The sequence below is a fragment of the Methylobacter sp. BBA5.1 genome (assembly GCF_000746145.1).
GTDB classification, from domain to species: domain Bacteria; phylum Pseudomonadota; class Gammaproteobacteria; order Methylococcales; family Methylomonadaceae; genus Methylobacter; species Methylobacter marinus.
In genome coordinates, this window is the sequence record NZ_JQKS01000021.1 from 51,209 (window position 1) to 66,319 (window position 15,111).

The window sequence follows — 15,111 nt, forward strand, 5'->3', positions numbered from 1 at the left end:
AATCAAAATGGCTTCTCTAATCGAATTAAAAGTGCCTGATGTTGGCAATTTCTCGGATATCGATGTTATAGATGTCCTGGTTAAACCAGGTGATGTTATACAACTGGATCAGACTCTGGCAGTACTGGAAACCGATAAGGCCAGTATGGACCTGCCCGCCAGCGCGGCAGGTACTGTACAAGAAGTATTTATAAAGGTCGGCGATAAAGTCTCGGAAGGTTCATTAATTGCAACTGTGTCGCCAAGTACGGAGCAGGCTGCCGCTGAAAAACCGGCACAACCAGAATCCAAAGAAGTCGCTCCGGAAAAAAAGGCACCCGAACAACCAGTTCAAGCGCCCCCCCAATCCAAGCCAGCTCCAGAGCCTGTATCCGCACCTGAGCCAATTGCAGAACCCTCCCCCGCCAAAGTCGCGCATGCCACGCCGGCTGTCCGGCTTTTTGCCCGTGAACTGGGCGTGGATATCAGCAAAATCACAAAAGGCAGCGGCCGGAAAGGACGCATATTAAAAGAAGACGTAAAAAGCTTCGTCAAACAAATGATGACGGAAGGTTTTGCTCAAGGCGGCGCGGGAATTCCACCAATACCGGCGGTAGATTTTTCCCAGTTCGGCGCCATTGAAGAACAAAAGCTCAGCAAAATAAAACGTTTGACTGGACAAAATCTGAGTCGCGCCTGGTTGAACCTGCCAATGGTCACGTATCATGAAGAGGTTGATATTACGGAAATGGAGGCATTCCGCAATACGCTCAACACCGAAAAAGCAGCTGGCGGCACAAAAATCACCGGATTGGTATTTATCATCAAGGCTCTGGTTGCCGCCATGCAGCAATTCCCTCAGTTCAACGCCTCTTTATCTGCCGACGGCGAAAAATTGATCTATAAGAAATATTTCAATATTGGCATTGCAGTCGACACACCGAACGGCCTTGTCGTGCCAGTGATTCGCGATGTCGATACGAAAGGCATCAACGAATTATCGACTGAACTGGCTGAAAAAAGCGAAAAAGCGCGTCAAGGCAAGCTTATGCCGGCGGATATGCAAGGTGGCTGTATCACGATTTCCAGTCTCGGCGGTATCGGCGGCACGGCTTTCACACCTATTGTTAATGCTCCTGAAGTAGCTATTCTCGGCGTTACCCGCTCTAAAATGCAGCCAGTATGGAATGGACAGGAATTTATACCTCGCCTGATGTTGCCTCTGGATCTGACTTATGATCACCGCGTGATTGATGGCGCGGAAGGTGCTCGTTTCATGGCAGTCATCAAACAAAACTTAAGCGATATTCGTCGCTTGCTACTTTAATCAGGGGAAATAAGATGGATGTTAATCCGGCGATTAATGATGAATCACTGCACGCAGAAGTTCTGGTGCTGGGCGGCGGCCCCGGCGGCTACACAGCCGCTTTCCGCGCGGCTGATTTGGGTAAACAGGTGGTACTGGTCGAACGTCATGCCGTTTTAGGTGGCGTTTGCCTGAATGTCGGATGTATTCCATCCAAAGCCTTACTGCATATTGCACAGATCGTCCATGAAGCGGAGGAATTCGAACATCACGGCGTCCATTATGGCAAGCCAACGTTCGATATCGACAAGATTCGCGCATGGAAAGAAAGCGTATCAGGCGCTTTGAATGATGGTCTGGCTCGATTGGCAAAACAGCGCAAAATAAACGTGATACAGGGCACCGGCAAATTTACTTCAGCCAATACGCTCGAAGTACAAGCCGAAGCCGGCGCACAAACCATCCGTTTTGATCAAGCCATTATAGCCGCAGGATCACATGCGACCAAAATACCGACCTTCCCTAACGATGACCCGCGTTTGTGGAATTCAACCGATGCACTAGCATTAAGAGAGATTCCGAAAAAATTGCTGATTGTCGGCGGCGGTATTATCGGACTGGAAATGGCCACCGTCTATCATGCCTTGGGTTCGGAAATCAGTGTTGTTGAACTGATGGATCAAATCATACCTGGCTGCGATAACGATCTGGTTACGCCTTTGTATCGACGTATTAAAAAACAATACAAAAACATCTGGCTTGAAACACGCGTATCCTCTGTTGAAGCGCTTAAAGAAGGCTTGAAAGTGTCTTTTGAGGGTAAAGGCGCTCCTGATTCAGATCTATACGATGCGGTTCTGGTAGCCGTAGGGCGCAGGCCAAACGGCAAGTCCATTGCTGCCGAACAAGCAGGTGTCCAGGTTGATGACATGGGATTTATCGCCGTCGACAAACAACAACGCACCAATGTCCCGCATATCTTTGCCATAGGCGATATAGTCGGCAACCCCATGCTGGCCCATAAAGCGAGCCATGAAGGCAAAATTGCCGCGGAAGTGGCTGCCGGCTTAAAAGCCGGGTTTGATGCATTAACCGTCCCTTCCGTTGCTTATACGGACCCCGAAGTAGCCTGGATGGGATTGACTGAGAATCAGGCTAAACAGCAAGGCGTCGAGTACGACAGGGCCATTTTTCCGTGGGCGGCCAGCGGTCGCTCGTTAAGCCTGGGGCGCAAGGAAGGCTTGACTAAAATACTCTGCGAAAAAGAGACTGGCAGGATTCTCGGAGCCGGCATAGTAGGGCCCAATGCCGGCGAATTAATCGCCGAAGCGGTACTGGCTTTGGAAATGGGCGCCGATGCGGAAGATATCAGCTTAACCGTGCACGCTCACCCGACACTATCCGAAACTTTCGCTTTTGCCGCCGAAATGATTGCCGGTACGATCACCGACCTTTACATAAAAAAGGATTAAGCTCAATTTTAATAAATATTCAGCTTCCATTCATCATATCCGTTAAAGAATATGTTCCCTGAAATAGGTCGCGTCATTATTGTCGGCTTAATGATAGTCCTGCCCGTTGGTCTGATTTACAGAAAAGCGGGCTTCCATCCGGCATGGGCATTATTGGTGTTCTTGCCTGGATTTGGATTGTTGCTGATTTTTTTGCAGCTTGCCTTTGCGCCCTGGCCCAATCAAAAAGACATTGATGGAGGGATGAAATGGAAGCGGCCCTGATAATCGTGTTCGTTGCTTTCGTCTTATGGTTGGGAGCCAAAATACTGGATAAAGCAGGCTTGCATAAGGCTTGGGTTTTCTGCCTATTGATACCGGTCGTTAACATTATAATGGTCTGGGTGTTTGCTTTCAGTCACTGGCCTAATTTAAAACCTGGCGTGAAGCAGGATTTATAACTCCTCTTACCCGACTGAATAAGGTCACGCAGCCGCAAGCGGATTAGTCCCGGGATGCCAGTCAGAACGTAAAGCCGGCAGGCAAACAGCATGCGATGCATAACCGCTCACTTATTGCTACTCGTGAGTGAATTAAGATTGATTTAATAAAGTGCCGCAAGCACGGAAAAAAGCGCTCCATGCGCAACGCCAGCAAATAAATTCTTGTCAGTTTTGGAACAGGTGTAAAATGGTGGTTAAATCGATTCGACACATTCCATAAACTTAAAAGAACCATCAAAAAACTTAAAAGAACCATCAAAATCAGTCATTTCGATTCACCAAAGGAATGATTGTTTACTCCACCCATGGTTAATTAAGTTTACATAAATAATAGCCGTATACCCTACAAGTCCCTCAACCCAAAATTTTTTCGCTTTAGCGTTAATTTTCGAGCAACTGAATGAAAAAAATAGTTACTGTTATTGCACTCGCCTTGCTAGTCGTCATAAATTTCAGTATTTGGAGCTACACCAATAACCCCTTGCAGTTAAAGTCATGGAACAAGCCCATGATGGGATTGACCTTCGATCCCAGGCGAAAAAACCATTCTCCGGAAAACAATCAATTTCCCACTACAGCTGAAATCGAGGAAGATCTGGCTCTGCTTTCCGGAAAAGTACATGCCGTCCGTACCTATAGCGTATTAAGAGGACAAGATAAAATTCCCGGACTCGCCGCCAAACACAACTTAAATGTATCGCTCGGCGCTTGGATTGATGATGACTTGGAAGCGAATCGGCAAGAAATCGAAACTCTTATTCAAGTCAGTCGCCAGGACAATCCCAAAATCGTCAGACTCTTGGTTGGCAATGAGTTTCTGCTGCGCCACCAGAAGAATGAAGAGCAACAGATGCAAGCCAAGCAACAGTTGATTGAATATTTACGCGAGGTGCGTAAACGTACCTGGCGGCCGGTCAGCACTGCTGAAACATGGGATCTATGGCTTAAACATCCGGATTTAGTCGATGAAGTAGATTACATCGCAGTTCACATCCTGCCCTATTGGGAAGGAATTAATATCGATGATGCGGTTGATTATGTTTTTTACCGTTATAATGAACTGAAGCAACACTATCCGAATAAGCCTATCGTTATTACCGAAGTAGGCTGGCCGTCGAATGGCCAACCTTTCAAGCACGCAACGGCATCGCGGTCCAACCAAGCAAAATTCCTACGCGAATTCCTGAACCGCGCCACAGATGAAAAACTCGTTTACTACATAGTTGAAGCCTTTGACCAACCCTGGAAAATGGCACTGGAAGGTTCTGCCGGCGCTTATTGGGGCGTGTTCGATGCCGACCGTAAACCGAAATTCCCATTAGAGGGCGACGTACTGGCCTTGCCGGCCTGGAAACACTGGGCGGCAGGTGCGGCCATTTTCAGTGTCTTATTAATGGCTGTCTTCCTGTTCACGCGCCGTAGCATCAAACTGCCCGGTATGGTTTTTTTCGGCGTCATGGCCAACCTTGCTGCATCGGTAATTTTCTGGTCCGCGTCAATTGGCGCCCAACAATACCACTCGCCTCTCACTATCGCCTTCTGGGTCATACTGATATTGATGCAGATATTGGCGGTGATTATCCTGATGATTGAAAGCCTGGAGATCGCGGAAGTGGTATGGCATAAAAAAACCGCCAGGACCTTCGAACCGCTGACGCCGGGACCTGATTTCAGATACCCGAAAGTATCGCTGCATCTGCCTATCCACAATGAACCGCCGGCCATGGTGCGCAAAACGCTTGAAGCGCTGGCGGTAGTCGATTACCCCAATCTGGAAGTGCTGGTCATGGATAATAACACCACGGACCCTGCGGTTTGGGAGCCGGTGCGTGATGACTGCGAGCGCCTGGGGCCAAGATTCCGCTTCTTTCATCTGGAAAACTGGCCGGGCTTTAAAGCTGGCGCGATCAATCATGCGCTCGAACAAACCGCTGAAGATGCTGAAATCATCGCTGTCATCGACAGCGATTATATTCTTTCACCTGATTGGCTCAAATGCATGGTGCCCTATTTCGACAATGAAAACGTCGGCTTCGTACAATCGCCCCAAGACTACCGTGACCTGCATGTGAGCACTTTCAAAGCCTTCTGTTACTGGGAATATGCCGGTTTCTTCAATATCGGCATGGTACAAAGGAATGAATACAATGCCATTATCCAGCACGGCACAATGACCATGATTCGGAAATCGGCCTTGGAAAAGGTCGGTAAGTGGGCCGAATGGTGTATTTGTGAAGACAGTGAACTGGGGCTGCGTCTGTATGAAGCGGGCTATGACTCGGTCTATGTCAAGGATTCCTTCGGACGCGGCTTGATGCCTGACACCATGTCCGGTTATATGACTCAGCGGTATCGCTGGGTATATGGCGCGATGCAGATTATTAAAGCTCATTGGCGCAGCTTCCTGCCTACGAAAAAATCACCACTGACATCCGCGCAGCGGTATTATTTTGTGGCTGGCTGGTTACCTTGGTTTTCGGATGCGTTAGCCTTGTTATTTACCACGGCAAGTCTGATATTGACCGGCTTTATTGCACTGGATCCGACACACAGCGAGCTGCCGGTCAATGCCTTCCTGTTGCCGACGATCGGTATATTCAGCTTTAAAGTCCTGCGCGGCTTATGGCTGTATCAGGCGCGCGTCCCTTGTTCGGTCTGGCATTCGCTAGGAGCGGCTTTATCTGGGTTAGCCCTAACGCATACAGTCGCCAAGGGCACGATCCAGGGATTATTCACATCCAACAAGCCATTTATGCGTACGCCTAAATACGAAAAGCAAGGCCCTCTGTTCGAAGGTTTAATGACCATACGTCAAGAATTGATATTGCTGATTTTATTAGGTGCAGCCATTACCTTAATGTTGTCCCTGGACCATTTCGATAATCTGAGCGGCAGACTATGGACAGCTGTGCTATCAGTACAGGCTGTTCCCTATGCGGCAACCTTATTGACGTTACTGATCAGCATAGCGCCAAATTACCGATCGAAAAAAGCCTTACAATCGGCCGAAGAACTGGATGACGTAGTCTAACCTGTCCGCGATAACTGTCATGCCTCTTGAAAAATATCGGAGGCATGACGGATCTCTCCCGCGCGCATGTATCGCAATGATATTTTCCTTCGAGCAACTATCCCTATAGAATACTTGATACTCACTGGATGCACGGTAGTTATTGCATCGGTTTACAGCAAGGGACGGCATTCCAAGTTACAATAAGCTTATGAATACTAATCTTGCCCCCTTCTCGGCACTAACTCCCGATGTTATTTTAAATGCACTCGATCGCATTGGTCTGCATAGCGACGGCCGCCTGCTCCCGCTCAACAGTTATGAAAATCGCGTCTATCAGGTCGGCATGGAAGAAGGTTCGGCCGTTGTCAGCAAATTTTACAGGCCTGATCGATGGACTGATGCCGCTATTCTTGAAGAACATGGCTTCGTAAAGGAACTGGCTCAAAATGAAATCCCCGTCGTGCCGGCAATGGCATTTGGCGACAATAAGACATTACAGCGGATAGACGGCTTTCGTTTTTCCGTTTTTGCCCGGCAAGGCGGCCGGGTTCCTGAACTGGAAGATCCCGAAAAACTTGAATGGATGGGGCGGTTTATTGGCCGTATACATGCCATCGGCGCATTAAAACCTTTTAAAGAGCGCCCTACTCTGGACATCAACAGCTTTGGCGATGAACCGAGAGCCTATCTGTTGACGAACGACTTTATCCCAACAGATTTGATCGATGCTTACAGCAGTGTTACAGCCTATGCGCTGGATAGCGTGAGATACTGTTTCGAACGTGCCGGCAAGGTGAATTACTTGCGGCTGCATGGCGACTGTTATCCCGGCAATATCTTATGGACCGATGATGGCCCGCATTTTGTTGATTTTGACGATTGCAGGATGGGACCGGCGATTCAGGATTTATGGATGCTATTGGCGGGAGATCGCGCCGAGATGACCGTGCAATTAAAACACCTGCTCACCGGTTACAGAATTTTTTATGACTTTAACATTGCCGAATTACACTTGGTGGAAGCGTTACGCACATTACGTTTAATTCATTATTCCGCCTGGATTGCGCGACGCTGGAATGACCCGGCATTTCCTATGGCATTCCCCTGGTTCAGTTCGCCGCGTTATTGGCAGGATCGTATCATTGAATTGCGCGAGCAGACAGCTCTCATGGATGAAGCACCTCTGGAAGCGGTTTAACCGTACAACTGATCTATTTTATCCGTTGTCTGAGTATCATGCTTCTTACCGGATTGAACGACGTTCTATGCACGCCGTCCAGATAGCCGAATTGCTCTATCTCGGCCAAGTGTTGTTTAGTACCGTAGGCTTTGTGCAGATGAAACGAAAAATCAGGATATCTTTTGTGATAATCACACATGATTTTATCCCGCTCGACTTTCGCCAAAATAGAAGCGGCACTGATGGCCTTTATTTTGCAGTCGCCTTTGACTATGGCCTGAGCAGGCATGGGTAAAACAGGGAGTTGATTGCCATCTATCAGAACCTCGTCCGGCCGCACAGGCAGTCCATTTATGGCGCGTTGCATGGCCAGCAACGTAGCCTGAAGAATATTCAGTTCATCGATCTCTTCGACACTGGCTTCCGCCACTGCCCAACCCAAAGCGACTTCCTTAATGATCTTGCACAGATTGTTCCGCTTGCTCTCACTCAGTTTTTTAGAATCGGCCAGTCCATCAATCGGACATAAAGGGTCCAAAATGACAGCAGCAGCAACAACAGGGCCTGCCAGCGGCCCTCGACCAGCCTCATCAACGCCTGCGATATTGATCTTTTGAGCGTGTTTTATTGAATAGTGGTCATCCATACAATTGGCGATCAATTAAGTTAAAAGAATTTATAATTGAACCTGTTTTTTGCTTCGCCTGTTCATGCAATCAGCGCAAAATACCCCGGGTCACATTGCGCAGAAAACTGACCATATCGGATAACTGTTTACTGTCCCCCGCCATGTCTTCCATTTGTTCAATCGCATCTTCCAGCCGTAAATTCATTTTGTAAATAATCTTATATGCCTTTCTGATTAATCGAATGTCTTCTGGAGAAATACCATTGCGCTCCATGCCGACTGAATTAATGCCATGAGGACGGGTAGGTTTTCCGCCGACCATAACAAACGGCGGAATATCCTGCGTGATGGCACTGCCCATGGCGGCAAAACTGTATTGCCCTATCTGGGTAAACTGATGCACCAATGTGAATCCACCCAGGATCGCATGGCTATTTAGATGCACATGCCCGGCTAATGAGGCGCCGTTGGCCATAATCACATGGTCGCCGATAATACAATCATGGGCTACATGTGTGTATGCCATGAACAGGTTGTCATTCCCTATCTGAGTCACGCCGCGATCCTGCTTGGTGCCCCTGTGCATGGAGGTAAATTCCCGAATGGTATTCCTGTCGCCGATCTCAAGTCGGGTTACCTCGGATGCATATTTCTTGTCCTGAGGATCCTCGCCTATCGATGTGAACTGATAGATGCGATTCTGCTTACCGATTGACGTGGGCCCCTTGATAACCACATGTGGACCGATAACTGTGCCGGAATCAATTTTGACATCAGGCCCTATCACAGAAAAAGGACCTATAGCGACATCTCCCGCCAGATCGGCTTTAATATCAATAATGGCCGTTGGATCGATCAAAGCTAGTCCACCACTGCCGCACATCTGATTTCAGCGCTAGCGACAAACTCGCCTTCAACCTCGGCACAGCAATCGAAAGCCCAGATATTACGTTTGCTTTTAATAAATTTTGCTTCCAGCACCAATTGATCGCCAGGCACAACCGGTCGTTTAAATTTAGCCTTGTCGATGCCGGTCAAATAATAAATCATGCCCTTGCCCAGCACATCGGGCGCGGTTTCCGATGCCAGTAATCCCGTAGCTTGCGCTAATGCTTCCAGGATCAGCACGCCAGGCATAATAGGCTTTTGCGGAAAATGACCTTGAAAGAACGGTTCGTTGTAAGTAACGTTTTTAACGCCAACTAATCTTACTCCAGGTTCACACTCAACAACCTTGTCAACCAATAAAAATGGATAACGATGAGGTAAAAATTCTTGAATTTGTAAAATATCTAACTTAACAGACATGGCTGGGAGTGCTTCACTTAAGAGTTATAATGATATGCATGGAAAATTCAAACAATTAATCTGGCAGTCTTGAAAGTTTTTCTTGAACTTGAGTGGTGACGTCGATTTGTTCACTGGCATAGATAACGCCATCCGTCAGTAATAAATCGAAATTTTGGTCTTTGGCTATTTCACGGATCGCTTCAACAATGCGGCGTTGCAGTTTACCCAACTCATCATTGCGACGGATATTGAAATCCTCGCTAAATTCCTGCTGAGCTCTCTTGGCGTCTCTTTTCTTATTTAAAATGTCTTTTTCCAGATTCCGTCTTTCCGACTCACCCATGACGGAAGCATCCCTGGCCATTTTTTCTTCCAGATTTTGAATTTCCTTTTGCTGGGCAACCAGCTGCTTATCACGAGGTGAAAATTCCTGTTCCAGACGTTTTTTAGCTTTTTCGGCTTGTGGAGCTTTTTCAAGAACAGCCGGTATATTGACAAAACCGATCTTTAGATCGGCGAAGCTCACATTCGCAGTCAGCAATAGTCCTACAAATAAAGCAATTTTTGTTTTCATTGTTAAACCTATCTCCGGTTGTAGTTAAAATTAAATAGTTGGTAAAAATTGTTGATATATTAGTTAAATTATAGGGGATAAGCCTATTAAACCAAAAACTTCTTCTAAAAATTTTGTCCGAAGTTAAATTGGAAATATTTTTTGTCATCTTCTATGGATTGAGTGACATTATTATTATCAATGTACTCATTCCTACCCGAATTTAAAGGCACTGCAATACTGACCGACAAAGCGCCAAACGGTGACAGCCATTCACCTGACAGTCCGGCCGAATATCTTAAGTTATCAACTTTAAAACCGTCGCTAACCGTTCCGGCATCAAAAAAAGTCCCCAACCGGATTGATTTAGTCTCCGGCATAAAAGGTACGGGGAAAAACAACTCGGCATTGCCGATTATCTTACTTGAGCCACCAAAAGGACGGGCTAGCGAATCGCGTGGACCCAATGTATTGGTATCGTAACCGCGCACAGATCCCCAACCACCGGCAAAATAGTTCTCAAAGAAAGGCAGGTCATCCGTCTTTCCATAACCGTCGCCATAGGCTATCTCTCCATGCAAACGCAGGGTAAAATCCTTGGCCAAGGGGAAATACTGCTGTTGTTTATAACTGACCTTGTAATACTGGAGATCGCTGCCGGGCACTGTCACCAAAGTAGAAAATCGTTGCTGTCCGCCTCTGTCAGGAAATATCGCCCGATTCAACGTATCGTGCGTCCATCCCAGCGATGGCGCCAAAGTCAGATACTTATCACCTTCTTTATTCATGAAATCCCGTATTTTAGTGGATGTAAAGTCGGTCGTTTTTAATTTGGTATGCTTTAGGTCGGTATTAAACTGCAACCGGTCATATTCATTCAATGGGATACCGAAGTTCACGCCGGTACTGATAACATCAGTAGTGTAGTTGGCGAGGTTGACTTGCGTAGCATCTCGCGTTGTATAGCCGAGGTCGTAGCCGAAACTCACGCCGTCCAATGTAAAATAAGGATTAAAAAAGCCGAACTGGTATTGCGTGAAATAATCACTGTTGTTAAAGGTCAGGTTCACGCGCTTGCCGGAACCAAATACATTGTCCTGAGAAATATTGGCATTCAGGACGATCCCCTGCGTTTGAGAAAAGCCAATCCCGGCCATCAAGTTGCCGGAGGCTTTCTCCACGACTGAATAATTCACGTCAATCTGATCCGAAGTCCCGGGGACCGGCGGCGTTTCAACATTGACCTCTTCAAAATAGCCCAATCGTTCCAGACGCGTTTTCGATCGCTCAATTTTTGAACTTGATGCCCAACTCGATTCCATCTGGCGCATTTCCCGACGCAATACTTCATCACGTGTTTTAACATTACCGCTCATGTTGATACGTCTTACATAAACGCGTTTACCCGGATCGACAAAAAAAGTCATATCAACTGTTTTAGTATCTTCTTTGATTTCCGGCACCATGTTGACGTTTGCGAACGCATAGCCTTCATCGCCCAAGCGGTCGGATATCGCTTTCGAAGTCTCCGTGGCATTTTTTCTGGAAAAGATTTCCTTGGGTCCGACTTTGACGAGTTTTATAAGCTCTTCCGGGTTGACGACCAGATTGCCGGCCAACTTTACTTTTTCAAGCGTATACACATCGCCTTCCTTGACATTGATGGTGACATAGATGTCTTTTTTATCCGGCGTGATTGCAACCTGGGTGGACTCCACCGAAAAATTGATATAGCCGCGATCAAGATAATAAGATCGTAATTTTTCCAAATCCGCCGATAATTTCTGCTTGGAATACTGATCGTTTTTAGTATAGAAGGATAGAAGGTTCGAAGTGCTTAATTCGAATTTGCTCAATAGCGTTTTGTCGTCGAAGACGGTATTGCCGACGATATTGATTTGCTTGATTTTAGCGACCCGTCCCTCGGAGATTTTAATATGAATACCGACCCGGTTCCGAGTCAGGTTGGAGACTTCCGTATCGATCTTTAAACCGTACTTGCCGTGACTGAAATATTGGCGACTCAACTCCTGCTCAACCTTATCGAGCACCTGCCGGTCGAATACCTTGCCTTCGGCCAAACCGATCTGCTTTAAGGCTTTGGTCAAATCATCCTTGCTGAGGTCCTTATTGCCTTCAAAAATGATTTTTGCTATTGATGGGCGTTCCACGACATTAACAATCAGCGTGGAACCTTCTCTTTCCAGAGAGACGTCTTTAAAGAAGCCGGTTTTGAACAATGCCCTGATTGCCGCTCCGGCATTGTCCAGAGAAAATCTTTCACCTACATTAATAGGCAGATAGTTATAAACCGTCCCGACAGAGATACGCTGAAGTCCTTTAACCTGAATATTCTCAACAACAAATTCTTCGTCACCTTTAACCGCTTGGGAAACGAGTAGTAATAGCAACAGCAAGCGCGAAAAAGTATTTGATCTCATGTAAACATCTAATGAAAAACATATTGTCAGGTATAAAAACTCGCAGGATTATAGCACAGTAAAGATTTTAAACGAGTTAAGCCCTATCAATAGGAAAACCCAGTACATCATTAATCGACGCGCTGTCCGACAATAGCATTAGCAAACGATCCAGACCGATGGCCATGCCCGAGCATTCCGGCAAGCCGGCCTGCAACGCAGCAACAAAACGGCCATCCTTGACTGAAGCAGGCAGGCTTTTTTGCCGCCTGATATCCAGTTCCTTATCGAAACGCCTGCCCTGCTCTTCGGCATCGGTCAATTCAAAATAGCCATTGCCCAGTTCAACACCATTGATAAACAGCTCGACCCGATCGACGATCAGTGGATTTTGCGCATTGATTCTCGCTAATGATGATTGGCAGGCGGGATAGCCGTATACCATGCATAAAGCATTTTGGCCCAAATGCGTCTGGACTTTATGGCTGAAAATAAAATCCAGCCATAGCGCATGATCGTGCCCGCAAATGCTGACGGCTTCAGGTAATTGATTAGCCAGTGCATAGGCACAATACCGCCGATAAGAAAACTCAAGCGGATTCAGTTCGGTATAGCGGTGAAATATTTCCTCATAGCTGAATCGCTGCGTTGCCCGCAGCGGTCTGCGGTTAGCAAATAACAGAGTTATCAAGTCGGCGCAGTCATTCATCAAATCCGGCAACTTAAAGCCAACCCGATACCATTCAAGCAATGTGAATTCTGGATTATGGAAGCGTCCTGACTCACCGTTTCTGAAGGCTTTGGTTATTTGATAAATAGAACCGCTGCCGGCTGCGAGCAGCCGCTTCATGGCAAACTCAGGCGATGTTTGCAAAAACAGTGTTTGCTTCCGGGGCGATAAACAATATTCTGTGGTGAAAAACTCTAACTGCGGGTCTGTTCCGATGCCATGACTTAATAAAGGCGTTTCCACCTCAAGCACGGATCTTTCTTCAAAAAAGCCACGTATTGCAGCGAGCATTTGCGCTCTCAGACGCAAATGCTCTACGGGACATGTCGGCCGCCAATCACTCAGCACTAGTCTTTAGCGCGCGAGACATATTCACCGGTACGCGTATCCACCCTGACAACCTCACCGATTTGGACAAACAAAGGCACTCTGACTACCGCGCCAGTTTCCAGCGTAGCCGGCTTGCCGCCGCCGCCTGAAGTATCGCCGCGCACGCCAGGATCGGTTTCGGTAATGGCCAATTCGACGAAGTTGGGCGGGGCGACGGAAAGCGGCGCGTCATTCCATAACGTTACGGTACAAAAATCCTGGTCTTTCAGCCAATTTTTAGCTTCGCCTACCGCTTTTCCATCGGCCTGATACTGCTCAAACGTATCCGGCACCATAAAATGCCAGAATTCGCCGTCGTTATACAGGTATTGCATTTCCACATCGACAACGTCGGCCCCTTCTAAAGACTCGCCTGATTTAAATGTTCTTTCGATCACACGGCCAGTTTTGAGGTTTCTGATTTTTACCCGATTAAAGGCTTGTCCCTTTCCCGGCTTGACAAATTCATTTTCAATAATTGCACAGGGGTCATTATCCAACATGACTTTCAACCCGGCTTTAAATTCATTAGTACTATAACTAGCCATTTTATCCTCGAGACTACAAACAATAATTAAAACTTAACCATTATAATAGATGGCCACTACCGATAGAAACTTTAAAATAAGCCATTTCATGTCAGAGCAACAAAGCGAAACAGAACACTTTAATTCAAGCTGGCAACAGCAGCTTGCCGAAGCCTTTAATAATATTGAAGATTTATGTCATTATTTACACTTGCCACAGGATATCCTGCCGGTTTCGGCAGCGGCCGGCAGACGCTTTCCCTTGCGCGTTCCGCTCAGTTTTGCTGCAAGCATGGAAAAAGGCAATCCGCATGACCCCTTGCTCAGACAGGTATTGCCGGTCAACGATGAACTGCTTGCCCACCCGGGTTTCAGCGCCGATCCGGTCGGCGATCTTCAGGCCGCGACCGAATTCGGCGTACTGCACAAATACCAAAGCCGTGTCTTGTTCATCAATACCGGCAGCTGTGCCATCAATTGCCGGTATTGCTTCCGCAGGAACTTTCCTTATGCCGACCTGCAACTGAGCAAACAAAAGGAAGACGCCGCAATCCGGTATATAGAACAGAACCCCGGCATTTCGGAAGCGATTTTAAGCGGCGGTGATCCGCTAGTGCTCAACGACGCCCGATTATCCAGACTTATTCAGCAACTGGGCCGTATCAAGCATTTAAAACGCATCCGGATACATAGCCGGCTGCCCGTCGTGCTACCCGCCCGAATAACCGAAGCATTAATTGACACTCTGAGACAAAGTCCTGCCCAAATCATCCTGGTCATACATTGCAATCATGCCAATGAAATCAATGAGCGCGTGATTTCCGCCTGTGCGGCGCTCAAAAATAACGGCATCACACTGTTCAACCAATCGGTACTGTTAAGAGGCGTCAATGATACGGCGGAACAGCTATGCGAGCTGAGCGAGCGCTTATTCAGCCATGGCATCATTCCTTATTATCTGCATTTGCTCGACCAGGCGATCGGAACGGGCCATTTTGAAGTCTGCGAACAGGAAGCGTTAACGCTAATGCGGCAGGTCCAGGCGATCCTGCCCGGCTATCTTGTACCGAAACTGGTTAAGGAAGTGGCCGGCATGGCCTCCAAACAGTACGTGCTGAATGACGCCAGCGGCTATCGCTGACCATCCGGTTTATATTGCAGT

The 15,111-nt window shown here is 47.3% G+C and carries 13 protein-coding genes; 6 read left to right on the top strand and 7 right to left on the bottom strand.

The annotated features are described in order from the left end of the window. Positions 1-7 precede the first annotated feature (7 nt). The 5 genes from aceF (at position 8) to EK22_RS13810 (ending at position 7,450) form a co-directional block, all read left to right on the top strand. Complete coding sequence (aceF, locus tag EK22_RS13785) at positions 8-1,306, top strand: dihydrolipoyllysine-residue acetyltransferase (protein WP_036251925.1); 1,299 nt, start codon at positions 8-10, stop codon at positions 1,304-1,306. Between the two features lie 14 nt (positions 1,307-1,320). Beyond that, the gene (lpdA, locus tag EK22_RS13790; RefSeq protein ID WP_020157347.1) at positions 1,321-2,757 is read left to right on the top strand and encodes a dihydrolipoyl dehydrogenase; all 1,437 of its coding nucleotides are present in this window, start codon (positions 1,321-1,323) and stop codon (positions 2,755-2,757) included. 51 nt (positions 2,758-2,808) lie between these two features. Further along, positions 2,809-3,021: a hypothetical protein gene (locus EK22_RS13795; RefSeq protein ID WP_020157348.1), complete on the top strand. Its 213-nt coding sequence runs from the start codon at positions 2,809-2,811 to the stop codon at positions 3,019-3,021. A gap of 618 nt (positions 3,022-3,639) precedes the next feature. Continuing rightward, on the top strand, positions 3,640-6,270 hold the full coding sequence (locus tag EK22_RS13805) for a glycosyltransferase (protein ID WP_036251928.1): 2,631 nt from the start codon (positions 3,640-3,642) through the stop codon (positions 6,268-6,270). A 190-nt stretch (positions 6,271-6,460) separates the two neighbouring features. Continuing rightward, on the top strand, positions 6,461-7,450 hold the full coding sequence (locus EK22_RS13810; RefSeq protein WP_036251930.1) for a serine/threonine protein kinase: 990 nt from the start codon (positions 6,461-6,463) through the stop codon (positions 7,448-7,450). A 13-nt stretch (positions 7,451-7,463) separates the two neighbouring features. Here EK22_RS13810 and rnhB read toward each other — a convergent pair whose 3' ends face one another. The 7 genes from rnhB to efp all read right to left on the bottom strand — a co-directional run bounded on the left by rnhB (position 7,464) and on the right by efp (position 13,970). Continuing rightward, positions 7,464-8,078 (bottom strand): ribonuclease HII, encoded by a 615-nt coding sequence (gene rnhB / locus EK22_RS13815; RefSeq protein ID WP_027146960.1) that lies wholly within the window; start codon positions 8,076-8,078, stop codon positions 7,464-7,466. A 70-nt stretch (positions 8,079-8,148) separates the two neighbouring features. Continuing rightward, positions 8,149-8,943, bottom strand: a complete 795-nt coding sequence (lpxA, locus tag EK22_RS13820; RefSeq protein WP_304413694.1) for an acyl-ACP--UDP-N-acetylglucosamine O-acyltransferase — start codon at positions 8,941-8,943, stop codon at positions 8,149-8,151. Next, complete coding sequence (fabZ, locus tag EK22_RS13825; protein ID WP_036251935.1) at positions 8,922-9,368, bottom strand: 3-hydroxyacyl-ACP dehydratase FabZ; 447 nt, start codon at positions 9,366-9,368, stop codon at positions 8,922-8,924. Before fabZ ends, lpxA begins: the two co-directional genes overlap by 22 nt. A gap of 55 nt (positions 9,369-9,423) precedes the next feature. Further along, positions 9,424-9,924, bottom strand: coding sequence for an OmpH/Skp family outer membrane protein (locus EK22_RS13830; protein ID WP_020157356.1), 501 nt, complete (start codon positions 9,922-9,924; stop codon positions 9,424-9,426). A gap of 104 nt (positions 9,925-10,028) precedes the next feature. Next, on the bottom strand, positions 10,029-12,344 hold the full coding sequence (bamA, locus tag EK22_RS13835; RefSeq protein ID WP_020157357.1) for an outer membrane protein assembly factor BamA: 2,316 nt from the start codon (positions 12,342-12,344) through the stop codon (positions 10,029-10,031). A 76-nt stretch (positions 12,345-12,420) separates the two neighbouring features. Continuing rightward, positions 12,421-13,401 (bottom strand): EF-P lysine aminoacylase EpmA, encoded by a 981-nt coding sequence (gene epmA / locus EK22_RS13840; protein ID WP_027146963.1) that lies wholly within the window; start codon positions 13,399-13,401, stop codon positions 12,421-12,423. After that, the gene (efp, locus tag EK22_RS13845) at positions 13,401-13,970 is read right to left on the bottom strand and encodes an elongation factor P (protein WP_020157359.1); all 570 of its coding nucleotides are present in this window, start codon (positions 13,968-13,970) and stop codon (positions 13,401-13,403) included. Before efp ends, epmA begins: the two co-directional genes overlap by 1 nt. 88 nt (positions 13,971-14,058) lie before the next feature. On the opposite strand from efp, the gene epmB reads away from it, so the two are divergent. Continuing rightward, entirely contained in the window at positions 14,059-15,090 is a 1,032-nt protein-coding gene (gene epmB, locus EK22_RS13850) for an EF-P beta-lysylation protein EpmB (RefSeq protein WP_036251938.1), read from the top strand. The last annotated feature ends 21 nt before the right edge of the window (positions 15,091-15,111 follow it).

Excerpts from the sequence above, each read along its gene's own strand:
- lpxA (WP_304413694.1), bottom strand. The coding sequence starts at position 8,943 with ATGTGCGGCAGTGGTGGACTAGCTTTGATCGATCCAACGGCCATTATT.
- bamA (WP_020157357.1), bottom strand. The coding sequence starts at position 12,344 with ATGAGATCAAATACTTTTTCGCGCTTGCTGTTGCTATTACTACTCGTT.
- lpdA (WP_020157347.1), top strand. The coding sequence starts at position 1,321 with ATGGATGTTAATCCGGCGATTAATGATGAATCACTGCACGCAGAAGTT.
- rnhB (WP_027146960.1), bottom strand. The coding sequence starts at position 8,078 with ATGGATGACCACTATTCAATAAAACACGCTCAAAAGATCAATATCGCA.
- efp (WP_020157359.1), bottom strand. The coding sequence starts at position 13,970 with ATGGCTAGTTATAGTACTAATGAATTTAAAGCCGGGTTGAAAGTCATG.
- EK22_RS13805 (WP_036251928.1), top strand. The coding sequence starts at position 3,640 with ATGAAAAAAATAGTTACTGTTATTGCACTCGCCTTGCTAGTCGTCATA.
- aceF (WP_036251925.1), top strand. The coding sequence starts at position 8 with ATGGCTTCTCTAATCGAATTAAAAGTGCCTGATGTTGGCAATTTCTCG.
- EK22_RS13795 (WP_020157348.1), top strand. The coding sequence starts at position 2,809 with ATGTTCCCTGAAATAGGTCGCGTCATTATTGTCGGCTTAATGATAGTC.
- EK22_RS13810 (WP_036251930.1), top strand. The coding sequence starts at position 6,461 with ATGAATACTAATCTTGCCCCCTTCTCGGCACTAACTCCCGATGTTATT.
- fabZ (WP_036251935.1), bottom strand. The coding sequence starts at position 9,368 with ATGTCTGTTAAGTTAGATATTTTACAAATTCAAGAATTTTTACCTCAT.
- EK22_RS13830 (WP_020157356.1), bottom strand. The coding sequence starts at position 9,924 with ATGAAAACAAAAATTGCTTTATTTGTAGGACTATTGCTGACTGCGAAT.
- epmB (WP_036251938.1), top strand. The coding sequence starts at position 14,059 with ATGTCAGAGCAACAAAGCGAAACAGAACACTTTAATTCAAGCTGGCAA.